Source organism: Sorangium sp. So ce131 (genome assembly GCF_051519095.1).
Lineage (GTDB): Bacteria > Myxococcota_A > Polyangia > Polyangiales > Polyangiaceae > Sorangium.
Genome location: NZ_CP150455.1, coordinates 1,466,347 through 1,479,056 on the forward strand (window position 1 = coordinate 1,466,347; position 12,710 = coordinate 1,479,056).

A 12,710-nucleotide genomic window follows, 5' to 3' on the forward strand; every position below is an offset into this window, starting at 1 on the left:
GAGCATTCACGGGCACCATGCGAGGGCACGCCCGACATGCTTGAGCTGGGGCGGCATGTGGGTGCACCCTGGGCGCCGTGAAGGTAGGGGACCTGGTCGACGCTCGATATGAGCTCGTGGAGCGCGCCGCCGAGGGGGGCATGGGCGCGATCTTTCGAGCGGAAGACCGCACGACGGGGCAGCGCGTCGCGCTCAAGCTCATGGGTGATCCGGAGGGCGGCAACGCCGACCGATTCGCGCACGAAGCGCAGATCCTGGCCGGGATTCAGCACCCCAACATCGTGCGCTACCTCGGTCACGGCAAGGGCCCCACCGGAGAGCCCTACCTCGCCATGGAGTGGCTGGAGGGCGAAGATCTCGACGCGCGCCTCGCCCGCGGCCCGCTCGCGCTGGAGGAGGGCCTGGACCTGATCCGGCGCGTCGCCGACGCGCTGCGCGCGGCGCACGCGCGCAGGATCGTCCATCGGGACATCAAGCCGCGAAACCTGTTCCTGGTCGGCGGCGACGCCTCGCGTGTCAAGGTGCTCGACTTCGGCATTGCCCGGCGGACCGGCGGCAGGACGAAGCTGACGCGCACGGGGGCGATCCTCGGCACGCCAGGGTACATGGCGCCGGAGCAAGTGCGCGGCGACGAGGACATCGGGCCGCCGGCGGACGTGTTCGCGCTCGGCGCCGTGCTCTTCGAGTGTCTGACGGGACAGCCGGCGTTCCAGGGGGAGCACTTCATGGCCCTGCTGGCGAAGCTCCTGCTCGAGGACCCGCCGCGCCTCTCCGAGGTGCGCACCGGCATTCCCCGCGGCGTCTCCGATCTCTGCGCGCGGATGCTCATGAAGGACCCTGAGGCGCGCCTCCGTGACGGCGCCGCCGTCCTGGAAGCCCTCGCCGCCGTCGCTGCGGGCGACGAAGTGTCAGGCGCCTCCGCGAGCGAGCGCGATGGGCCGGCGTCGCTGCTCGGCACGACCGAGCGCAGGCTGGTGTCCGCCGTATTCCTGAAGCCGCCACCCGGGACGCTCGCGAGCGCGGACAGACCGGCCCGCGGCCCGGACGACCCGACCCTCGCCGTGGGCGACGCGCCTCGAGACGCCCTGGGCACGGTGCGCGGCGCCGTGGAGCCGCTGGGCGCCAGGGCGGACGCGCTGATGGACGGCACGATCCTCGCGGTGCTGTGGGGGACGGGCAGCGCCCAGGATCAGGCGGCGCAGGCGGCGCGCTGCGCGCTGCGGGTCAGCGCGGTCCTGCCAGGGGCAGAGGTGGTGCTGGTCACGGGGCGCAGCGAGGTGACGAGGCGCCTGCAAGTCGGAGAGCTCGTGGAGCGCGCCGCGGCGATGCTGGAACACAAGCGCGCACAGGACGGGCAGCTCGCCCATGTCGCGATCGACGACGTGACGCACGCGCTGCTCGACCCGCGGTTCGATGTCATGACGGAAGGATCCAGGGCGGTCCTCCGGACCGAGCGGCTGATCGGCGAGGAGCCGCGCACGCTGCTCGGCAAGCCCAGCCCGTTCGTCGGGAGGGACAGGGAGGTACGCCGCCTGCTCGATCTGCTCGAGGATGCGTTCGAGGAGCGGTCGCCGCGGGCCATCCTGGTGACGGCGCCGCCGGGTGCCGGCAAGTCGCGGCTCAGGCAGGAGCTGCTCCGGCGGCTCTGGGCGCGTTTTCCGGATGTCGGGTTCACCGTGGTCCGCGCTGACGCGATGGGCCGCGGCACGCCGTTCAGCCTGATCGGAACAGGCCTGCGCATCGCGCTCGGGATCCACGCGGGCGAGCCGATCGAGGCACAGCGCGAGACGATCTCGTCCGCGGTGAGCATGTTCTTGCAGGGCGAGAGAGCAGAGCGTGTGGCGGAGTTCCTGGGCGAGATCGCGGGCGCGCCCTTCCCTGACGAGAAGAGCCCGCAGCTGCGCGCGGCGAGGCAGGACGCGCGGCTCATGGCGGCGCAGGTCGAGTCCTCCTGCATCGACCTGGCGCGCGCCGTCGCCCGGGTGCGCCCGGCGGTGCTGGTGCTCGAGGATCTACACTGGGGGGACGCGGCGAGCGTGAAGCTCTGCAATGCGATGCTCCGCGAGATCCGGGACGAGCGGCTCGCGATCATCGCGTTCGCCCGGCCGGAAGTACACGAGTGCTTCCCCGGTCTTTGGGAGGGGCGCGACGTGCACGGAGTTCGCCTGGGTCCGCTGCCCAGACGGGCCGCCGAGCAGATGGTGCGCCAGGTGCTCGGGCCCACCGTCGATGCCGCGCAGGTCGACGCGATCGTGGAGAGGGCGGGCGGGCACGCGTTCTACCTGGAAGAGCTGACCCGCGCCGTCGCCGAGACCGGCACGGAAACGCTTCCGGAGACGGTGCTCGGTATGGTCGAGGCGCGCCTCGCGTCGCTGCCGTCGGAGGCGAGGCGGCTGCTCCGCGCAGCGAGCATTTTCGGTGAGCGCTTCTGGAGGAACGGTGTGGCCGCGCTCGTGGGCGACGAGCGCGCGATGGCGGTCGACGAGCTCCTCGCTGACCTCGTCCAGCGCGAGCTTGTGGCCCCGCGATCCGAGCGGCGCTTCGCGGGAGAGGACGAGTACACGTTCCGGCACGCGCTCGTGCGGGAGGGGGCCTATGCCATGCTGACCGAGCGAGATCGGCAGCTGGGTCACGGCCTGGCGGGGGCCTGGCTCGAGCGCGCGGGCGAGCCCGAGCCGGCCGTCTTGGCCGAGCATTTCGAGCGCGGCGGGGAGAGGGCACGCGCAGCTCACTGCCACGCGCGGGCGGCGAGGCGGGCGCTCATGGCCAACGAGCTCACGGCAGCGCTCGCCGCTGTCGATCGGGGGATCGCGGCCGGCGCCGAGGGGGAGCTCGCGGCCGAGCTCTGGGCAACGCGCACGACCGCCGAGCACATGACAGGAAACCACGCGCTCGCGTGCTCGGCGGCGCTGGAGACGATGCGGCGGGCCGCTCCCGGATCGCTGAATCACTGCCGGGGTCTCGGGAGCATGATCAGGAGCGCTCTTTTCTTGGGCCGCTTCGAGATGGTCTCGCCGGCCATGGGCGAGCTGCTCGCGATCGAGCCGACGAACGAGACGCGAGGGGAGCTCGTGTGGGCGATGCAAAGCGTCATGCTGGCGCTCTTGCTCGGCGGGGGGTTGCGGGACATGGCCGCGCCCATCCTGGAGCGACTGCGCGCGATCGCGCCCGCCGCCGCCGAGGAAGATCCGATGAGCGCAGCAGAGATGCATTCGTCGTACGCCGTCTGGGAGCTCTTCGTGAACCGGAACCCGGAGGCCGCTTCGCTGCGGTATCAGGCTGCGGAGCGGCTCATGGAGATCGCCGGGAATCGATTCAACCAGGGCTTCGCCGCGGGAGAACGGGTGCTGGCGCTCGCGATGCTCGGGGCCTTCGAGGAGGCGGAAGTGCGGCTTCCCCACGCCGTCGAGCTCGCGGCGAAGGACAGCGTCTGCATGACGGTCTGCCGGTTCGTCCGTTCCTACCTGCACGTCGAGCAAGGGATGCTGGCCGAGGCGGTCGCGGAGGCGCAGGGCGCGCTCGACGCGGAGCAAGATCGGGAACAGAGCTTGATGTCGCGCGCGCTGCAGAACGTGCTCGCGGAAGCGCTCCTGTTGAGCGGCGAGCTCGACGCATCCGAGAGCGCGATCGTCGCCGCTGGCGCGGGCGTCGCGGGCTTTCACGCGTTCGACGCCTGGACGCGAGGGATCCGGGCGAGGGTCCTCTTGGCGCGCGGGCAGATTGCGGGCTCGGTACGCGAATCCGAGGAGGTCATCGCGCTCTGCCGCAGCACCGGTGTATATCCTCTCCGTCACGAAGCGACGCTCCTCACCTGGGCCGAGGCGCTCCATGCGGCAGGTGAACTCGCTGCCGCCGAGCGCGCGATCCGCGAGGCGCGCGACGATCTCCTCGCCCGGGCGGCGTGCATCGAGGACCCGGCCTACCGCGAGAGCTTCCTCACGCGGAGCCCCGCGAACGCGCGCACCCTCGCGCTCGCGGCGGTATGGCTGGATGGGCGTGGCTCGGCGGAGGCGCGTCCGGGCGATCCTGCACGTTTCGGAGAGGCAGCCTCCGCGGCGCGACGGTAGATCCCCGTCCGATACCCGATCGAGGTTGCGCCGCCGTGCCGGCCGCGCGGCGCCATGACCGAACCATTACCGCAGCGCGGTCATCGCCGGTGGTATAGACGCGCGCGTCTCGTCCCAGGAGGCAGCTCGGCATGACAATGACCCCGGAGGCCCTCCGCGGCGCGGGCCTCCAGCCCGTCGGGATCTGGCGCAGCGGGCCGTGGCTCCCGGCGTTCACGCAAGCAGACCTGCTCCAGGCGGTGTCCTTCGTGCGCGAGCCGGTGCACGTCGTGCGCGAGGCGCCGGAGGGCCGCGTCGGCGTGGCCCGCGGCGGCGCGGCGCTCCGCGAGGCCGAGCGCGGCGGGGGCCCCACATTTCCCCTGCTCGGCACGTTGCCCGCCCTCTACCCGGAGTGGCTCGGCGACCGCTCCTTCCTCGAGATCCACGGCCTCCGTTTCCCCTATGTCGCCGGCGCGATGGCGAACGGCATCCACACGGCGCGGCTCACGATCGCCGTGGCGAAGGCCGGCATGCTGGGCTTCTTCGGCGCCGCCGGCCTCGGCCTCGGCCGCATCGAGCAGGCGATCGACGAGATCGTCGCCGCCCTCGGCGCCGCCGGCCCGGGCGGCCCGTCCTGGGGCTGCAACCTCATCCACGCGCCGAACGAGCCCCGCCTGGAGAGCGACACGGTGGCGCTCTACCTGAGAAAGGGCGTCCGGCGGGCCGAGGCCGCGGCGTACATGGGCCTCACGCCGATGGTCGTGCGCTTCGCCTACAGCGGCGCGCGGCGGCTGCCCGACGGCCGGATCGACCGGCAGAACCACCTCTTCGCGAAGATCTCGCGCCCGGAGGTCGCCGCGCGGTTCCTGTCGCCGGCGCCCTCGGAGCTGCTCGACGCCTGCGTGCGCGACGGGTGGCTCACCCGCGACGAGGCGGAGCTCGCGCGGGGGCTCCCGGTCGCCGAGGACATCACGGTCGAGGCGGACTCCGGCGGCCACACCGACAACCGGCCGCTCGCCGCGCTCCTGCCGGCGATCCTCGGCGTCCGCGACGAGCTCGCGGCGAAGCACGGCTACCGCCGCCCGATCCGCGTCGGCGCCGCCGGCGGCCTCGGCACGCCGGAGGCCGTCGCGGCCGCGTTCGCGCTCGGCGCCGCCTACGTGCTCACCGGCTCGGTCAACCAGGCGTGTGTCGAGTCGGGCCTCTCCGACGACGGCAAACGGATGCTGGCCGAGGCCGACCTCCCCGACGTGGTCATGGCGCCGTCCGCCGACATGTTCGAGCTCGGCGTGAAGGTCCAGGTCCTCCGGCGTGGCACGATGTTCGGCGTCCGCGCGCAGCGGCTCCACGACCTCTACGCCGCCCACGGATCCATCGAGTCGCTGCCGGCCGACGCGCGCGCGCGCCTGGAGCGGGAGCAGCTCCGGATGTCGTGCGGCGAGGTGTGGTCGCTCTGCGAGCGGTTCTTCGCCGAGCGCGACCCGGCCGAGCTCGAGCGCGCCGCGCGCGACCCGAAGCACCGGATGGCGCTGATCTTCCGCTGGTACCTCGGCATGTCCAGCAAGTGGGCGATCGCCGGGGACCCGGGGCGCCGCGCCGACTACCAGATCTGGTGCGGCCCGGCGATGGGCGCCTTCAACCGCTGGGTCAAGGGCTCCTTCCTGGAGGCCCCACAGAATCGCACGGTGGTCCAGGTCGCGCGCAACCTGCTCGAGGGCGCGGCCGTGGTCACGCGCGCGCAGCAGCTCCGGACGTACGGCGTCCCGGTGCCGAGCGCCGCCTTCCGCTTCACGCCTCGCCCGCTGGGCTGAGCCCCTGATCCTCCGCCGAGGTCTCCATGCGCCCTTCGTCTCCGCCGTCACCGCGCACCCCGCCCATCGCCGTCGTCGGCGTGAGCGCCCTCTTCCCCGGCTCGCTCGACGCGCACGGCTTCTGGCGCGACATCCTGGCCGGGGCCGACCGCATCACGGACGTCCCGGAGACGCACTGGCTCGTCGACGACTACTACGATCCCGACCCGTCCGCGCCCGACAAGACGTACGCGAAGCGCGGCGCCTTCCTGCAGGACGTGCCGTTCGACCCGCTCGAGTGGGGCGTCCCGCCCTCGATCGTGCCGGCGACGGACACGACGCAGCTGCTCGCGCTGATCGTGGCGAAGCGGGTGCTCGAGGACGCGGCGCAGGGCCAGTTCGAGGTGATGGACCGCGAGCGGATCAGCGTCATCCTCGGCGTCACGTCGGCGCAGGAGCTGCTCGCCTCGATGGTGAGCCGGATCCAGCGGCCGGTCTGGGAGCGGTCGCTCCGGGAGCTCGGTTATCCGGAGGGCGAGGTGAAGCGCGCCTGCGAGGCGATCGCGGGCAATTACGTGCCGTGGCAGGAGTCCACGTTCCCGGGCCTGCTCGGCAACGTCGTCGCCGGCCGGATCGCGAACCGGCTCGACCTCGGCGGGACGAACTGCGTGACCGACGCGGCGTGCGCGTCGTCGCTCTCGGCGCTGTCGATGGCCATGAGCGAGCTCGCGCTCGGCCAGTCGGACCTCGTGATCACGGGCGGCTGCGACACCATGAACGACGCCTTCATGTACCTCTGCTTCAGCAAGACGCCGGCGCTCTCCCGCTCGGGCGATTGCCGCCCGTTCTCGGACAGCGCCGACGGCACGCTGCTCGGCGAGGGCCTCGCGATGGTGGCGCTCAAGCGGCTCGAGACGGCCGAGCGCGACGGCGACCGCATCTACGCCGTGATCCGGGGCATCGGCGCGTCGTCCGACGGGCGGAGCAAGAGCGTGTATGCGCCGGTGCCCGAGGGGCAGGCGAGGGCGCTCCGCCGGGCCTACGCGGCGGCCGGGTACGGTCCCGAGACGGTCGAGCTGATGGAGGCCCACGGCACCGGGACGAAGGCCGGCGACGCGGCCGAGTTCGAGGGCCTGCGCGCGACGTTCGACGCGTCGGGGCGCCGCGACCGGCAGTGGTGCGCGCTCGGCAGCGTGAAGTCGCAGATCGGCCACACGAAGGCGGCGGCGGGCGCCGCGGGCCTGTTCAAGGCGGTGATGGCGCTCCACCACCGGGTGCTCCCGCCGACCATCAAGGTCGACCGGCCGAACCCCAGGCTGGAGATCGAAAAGACTGCTTTCTATCTGAACACCGAGGCGCGTCCGTGGGTTCGCGCGGGGGATCACCCGCGGCGCGCGTCGGTGAGCTCGTTCGGGTTCGGCGGCTCGAACTTCCATGTCGCGCTCGAGGAGTATGCGGGCGCGGCGCCGCGGGCGTTTCGGGTGCGGTCGTTCCCGGCCGAGCTCGTGCTGCTGTCGGCGGACACGCCGGCCGCGCTCGCGGACCGCGCGCTGGCGCTGGCGCGGGCGGCGGCGGCGGCGCCGGAGAGCCTGCGCTTCCTGGCGCGCGCGTCGGTGCTCGCGTTCGACGGGGCGAGGCCGGCGCGGCTCGGCCTGTGCGCGACGGACGAGGTGGATCTCGGGAGGAAGCTCGAGCAGGCGGCGGCGCACCTCGGGGCGCGGCCCGGGGAGGCGCTGAGCGCGCCGTCCGTGCACTGCGCGACGGGCGAGTCGCCGGGGCGGGTGGCGTTCCTGTTCCCCGGGCAGGGGAGCCAGTACGTGGCGATGGGCGCCGACGTGACCATGGCGTTCGAGCCGGCGCGCGAGGCGTGGGACGCGGCGGCCGGCGTGGCGATCGCGGAGGTGCCGCTGCACGAGGTGGTGTTCCCGCGCCCGGTGTTCACGGAGGAGGACCGGAAGGCGCAGGAGGCGCGGCTCCGCGAGACCCGGTGGGCGCAGCCCGCGATCGGCGCGACGAGCCTCGCGCACCTCGCGCTGCTCGCCTGGCTCGGGGTGCGGGCCGACGTGGTCGCCGGCCACAGCTTCGGCGAGCTGACGGCGCTGCACGCGGCCGGGGCGCTGTCCGCTGCGGATCTCCTGCGCGTCGCCCGGAGGCGGGGCGAGCTGATGGGGGAGGTGTCGGGCGCGTCCGGGGCGGGGGCGTCGTCCGGGGCGGGGGCGTCGTCCGGGGCGGGCGCGATGATCGCGGTCCCGCGGGCCATCGACGAGGTGCGGGCGCTCGGCCTCGGCGGTGTCGTGGTGGCGAACCACAACGGCCCGAAGCAGGTGGTGCTGTCCGGCTCGGTGGAGGCGATCGCGGCGGCGGAGGCGCGGCTTCACGGGCTCGGCATCCAGGCGAGGCGCCTCGATGTGGCCGCGGCGTTCCACTCGCCGCTCGTGGCGGCGGCGAGCGCGCCGCTGCGCGAGTACCTGGCCGATATCGCGATCGGGGCGCCGGCCGCGCCCGTGTACAGCAACGCGGAGGTCGAGCCGTACCCGGGCGGCGGCGACGCGGCGCGCGACCGGCTGGCGCGCCAGCTGGCCGAGCCGGTGCGGTTCGTCGAGCAGATCGAGCGGATGTACGCCGCCGGCGTGCGCACGTTCGTCGAGGTCGGCCCGGGCTCCGTGCTGACGGGCCTCGTCGGCGAGATCCTGAGCGGGCGGCCGCACCGCGCGGTGGCGCTCGACCGCAAGGGGAAACACGGCGTCGCGAGCCTGTTCGACGCGGTGGCCCGGCTCGCGGTGGCCGGGGTCCCGCTGGACGCGCGGGTCCTCTGGGACGGCTTCGCGGCGCCGAGCGACCCGAGGGAGCTACCGAAGCAGAAGCTGGTGCTGCCGATCAACGGCAGCAATTACGGCAAGCCGTATCCGCCGCAAGGCGGGGCGAAGGCGCTGCCGAAGGTGGGCGCGCAGCCGCAGCGGGCGGCGCAGGCGCCGGCGGCGGTGGTGAGCGCGGGGCAGCCGGCGGTGAGCGCGGGGGCGCCCACCGTGGTGAGCGCGCCGGCGGGCGTGGTGAGCGCGCCGGCGGGCGTAGTGAGCGGGCCGGCGGGCGTAGTGAGCGCGCCAGCGGCGGTGGTGAGCGCGGGGCAGCCGGCGGTGAGAGCGGGGACGCCTGCCGTAGTGAGCACGCCGGCGGCCGTAGTGAGCACGTCGGCGGCCGTAGTGAGCGCGGGGCAGCCGGCGGTGAGAACGGGGGCGCCCACCGTAGTGAGCACGCCGGCGGGCGTAGTGAGCACGCCGGCGGGCGTAGTGAGCACGCCGGCGGGCGTAGTGAGCGCGCCGGCGGGCGTAGTGAGCGCGTCGTGGCTGGCTGCGTATCAGGAGGTCCAGCGCGCCACGGCGGAGGCCCACAGCGTCTACCAGCGCACAATGGCCGAGAGCCACATCGCCTTTCTCCAGGCGGCCGAAGCTTCGCTCGCAGGGCTCGCCGCCCTCGCGACCGGCGCGCCACATGCGGTCGCGGTGGCTTCGGCGCCTGCGCCTGCGGCGGTCGCGGCGCCTGCGCCTGCGGTGGTCGCGGCGCCTGCGCCGGCGACGCATGCGGTGGCAGCGCCGTCGGCGGTCGCCGCCGTGCCGGGAGTGAATCTCGAGCAGATGGTCCTCGAGGTGGTCGCGGACAAGACAGGGTATCCCGTCTCCATGCTGGGGCTTCCGATGGAGCTGGAGAGCGACCTCGGCATCGACAGCATCAAGCGGGTGGAGATCCTGTCGTCGGTCCGGGACCACATCCCCGGCCTGTCGGAAGTCGACGCGTCGGCGCTGGCGCAGCTGCGCACGCTCGGCCAGGTCGTCGACCACCTCCGCGCGTCGCTGCCGGCGTCCGCGCCGGTAGCTGCCCCGGCGCCGACCGTCTCCGCCGCCTCGCCGCCGGCCAGCGCTCCCGGCGCCGCGGCGTCGCCCGCTGCGCCCGAGGTCGAGCGGATCGTGATGGCGGTCGTCGCCGAGACGACGGGCTACCCGGCGGAGATGCTCGGGCTCCAGATGGAGCTGGAGAGCGATCTCGGCATCGACAGCATCAAGCGGGTGGAGATCCTCTCGTCGGTCCGGGACCGCATCCCCGGGCTGTCGGAGGTCGACGCGCCGGCGCTGGCGCAGCTGCGCACGCTCGGCCAGGTCGTCGACCACCTCCGCGCGAACCTCGGTCCCGCGCCCGGCGCCCCCGGCGCGCAGCCCGCCGCCGGTGTCCCCGGCGCGCAGCCCACCGCCGGCGCCCCCGGCGCGCAGCCCGCCGCCGGCGCCCCCGGCGCGCCCCTCCTCAATGTGGCCGGCGCGCAGGCCGCCGAGGAGCCGGCCACCGCGCTCCTCGGCCGGTGGACGCTCGCCGAGGTCCCGGCGCCCGCGGCCGGCCTCGCGATGCCCGGCCTCTTCGACGCCGGGACCGTGGTGGTGACCGGCCACGACGCGATCGGCCCCGCGCTCGCCGCGGCGCTCGCGGCGAGCGGCGTCCCCGCCGAGTACGCCGCCGCCGTGCCCCGGGGCGCTCGCGGCGCCGTGTTCCTCGGCGGCCTGCGCGATTTCGCCACCACCGCCGAGGCGCTCGCCGTCCACCGCGAGGCGTTCCTCGCGGCCCAGGCGATCGCGGCCCAGCCGGCCCTCTTCGTCACGGTCCAGGACACCGGCGGCGACTTCGGCCTCGCCGGCTCGGACCGCGCGTGGGCCTCCGGGCTGCCGGGCCTCGCGAAGACCGCCGCGCTCGAGTGGGCCGGCGCGTCCTGCCGCGCGATCGATCTCGATCGCAGCGGCCGCCCGGCCGCCGACCTCGCAGAGGCCATCGCCGCGGAGCTCCTGTCCGGCGGCGGCGAGCTCGAGGTCGGGCTGCGCGCGGACGGCCGGCGCACCACGTTGCGCAGCGTCCGAGAGGACCCGCGCCCCGGCCCGCTCCCCCTCGGCCCGTCCGACGTGATCGTCGCGAGCGGCGGCGCCCGCGGCGTGACCGCGGCGGCGCTGATCGCGCTCGCCGGCGCGACCCGCGCGAGGTTCGCGCTGCTCGGCCGCACCGCGCTCGAGGACGACCCGTCCGCGTGCCGCGGCGTGGACGGCGAGGCCGCCCTGAAGGCGGCGCTGCTCCAGGCGGCCGCCGCCGCGGGCGAGCGGGTGGCCCCGGCGGAGATCGGCCGCAAGGTCGCGGCGATCCTCGCGAACCGCGAGGTCCGCGCGACGCTCGACGCGATCCGCGCCGCCGGCGGCGACGCCCTGTACGTCTCGGCCGACGTGGCCGACGCGCGCGCCGTGGCCGCGGCCCTCCGCGGCGTGCGGCAGGCCTTCGGCCCCGTCACCGCGCTCGTCCACGGCGCCGGCGTGCTCGCCGACAAGCGCATCGCCGAGAAGACGGTCGAGCAGCTCGACCGCGTGTTCCGCGCGAAGGTCGTCGGCCTGGAGGTCCTGCTCGAGGCGACCGCCGAGGATCCGCTCAAGGCGATCGTCCTCTTCAGCTCGATCGCCGCCCGCACCGGCAACAAGGGCCAGTGCGACTACGCGATGGCCAACGAGGTGCTCAACAAGGTCGCCGCCGCGGAGGCCGCGCGCCGCCCTGGTTGCCGGGTGAAGTCGCTCGGCTGGGGCCCCTGGCAGGGCGGCATGGTGAACGCCGCGCTCGCGGCGCACTTCGCGCAGCTCGGTGTGCCGATGATCCCGCCCGCGGCGGGCGCGAGGATGCTGATCGACGAGCTGTGCGACAGCTCGGGCGACCGCGGCGATCGTGGAGACGGCGACGCGCGCGGCGGTGGCGATCACGGCGACGGCGGCGCGCGCGTCGACCGCGGCGCGCGCGGCGACGGCGGCGCGCGTGGACCGAGCGCCGCCTCGCCCGGCGCGGTCGAGCTCGTGCTAGGTGCCGACCCAACGACCCTCGCCGCCCAGGGCGACCCGCGGCGCGTCGCGCTGGCCGTGCGCGTGGACCGCGCGACGCACCCCTACCTCGGCGATCACGCCCTCCACGGCGTCCCGGTGGTGCCGGTGGTGATCGCGCTCGAGTGGTTCGCCCGCGCCGCGCGTGTGTGCCGGCCGGAGCTCGCCGTGACCGCGTTCCGGGACGTGAGGGTCCTGCGCGGGATCAAGCTCCCCTCGTACACGTCGGGCGGCGAGGTGCTCCGCGTCGGCTGCCGCGAGGTGAGCAACGGCCACGGCGCCGTGCTCGCGGCCGAGCTGCGCGGCCCGGACGGGGCGCTGCACTACACGGCGAAGCTCGAGATGGCGCCGCCCGAGGGCCGCGTCGCCCCGCGCGGCCCGGCGTCGCCGTCGCTCGGCCCCTGGCCCTTCGGCGACGACCTGTACGACGGCCACGTCCTCTTCCACGGCCGCGATTTCCAGGTGATCCGCGGACTCGACGGCGTGAGCCGCGAGGGCGTCGCGGGGACGGTCGTCGGCCTGCGCGAGGCCGGCTGGGCGAGCCAGCCGTGGACGACCGACCCGGCGGCGCTCGACGGCGGCCTGCAGCTCGCGGCGCTCTGGACGCGGCACGTGCTCGGGGGCGCGTCGCTCCCGATGTCCGTGGGCGCGCTGCACACCTTCGTCGAGGGCCCGTCCGAAGGCCCGCTGCGCGTGGTGGTGCGCGGGCACGTCGTCGCCCGGGACCGGACGAGGGCGGACATCGCGTTCGTCGACCGCGAGGGCGCGCTCGTCGCCGAGCTCCGCGACGTGCAGTACGTCCTCCGCCCGGACGCGACGCGCGGCCAGGCGTGAGCAGGCGGGTACGCACACAGACCGAGCGTCCGCCCGGTGCTTTGATCCTGCTGCGGATCTATGTGGCCCGAGCGGACAGCCGCGGCGCAGCCGACCGGGGCGAGCCTATCGGCACCGCGCCGGAGGTGACGTTGCTGGTCGCGTGGCTGTATAAG

At 74.7% G+C, this 12,710-nt stretch carries 3 protein-coding genes; all 3 read left to right on the forward strand.

From position 1 onward, the window contains the following. Nucleotides 1-77: 77 nt before the first annotated feature. The 3 genes from WMF43_RS05360 (at nt 78) to WMF43_RS05370 (ending at nt 12,555) form a co-directional block, all read left to right on the forward strand. The gene (locus tag WMF43_RS05360; RefSeq protein ID WP_437677930.1) at nt 78-4,067 is read left to right on the forward strand and encodes a protein kinase domain-containing protein; all 3,990 of its coding nucleotides are present in this window, start codon (nt 78-80) and stop codon (nt 4,065-4,067) included. A 131-nt stretch (nt 4,068-4,198) separates the two neighbouring features. Continuing rightward, a complete protein-coding gene (locus WMF43_RS05365; RefSeq protein ID WP_437677932.1) occupies nt 4,199-5,857 on the forward strand; it encodes a PfaD family polyunsaturated fatty acid/polyketide biosynthesis protein in 1,659 nt (552 codons plus the stop codon). 26 nt (nt 5,858-5,883) lie between these two features. Next, nucleotides 5,884-12,555: an SDR family NAD(P)-dependent oxidoreductase gene (locus WMF43_RS05370; protein WP_437677933.1), complete on the forward strand. Its 6,672-nt coding sequence runs from the start codon at nt 5,884-5,886 to the stop codon at nt 12,553-12,555. Nucleotides 12,556-12,710: the final 155 nt, after the last annotated feature.

Excerpts from the sequence above, each read along its gene's own strand:
- WMF43_RS05365 (WP_437677932.1), top strand. The coding sequence starts at position 4,199 with ATGACAATGACCCCGGAGGCCCTCCGCGGCGCGGGCCTCCAGCCCGTC.
- WMF43_RS05370 (WP_437677933.1), top strand. The coding sequence starts at position 5,884 with ATGCGCCCTTCGTCTCCGCCGTCACCGCGCACCCCGCCCATCGCCGTC.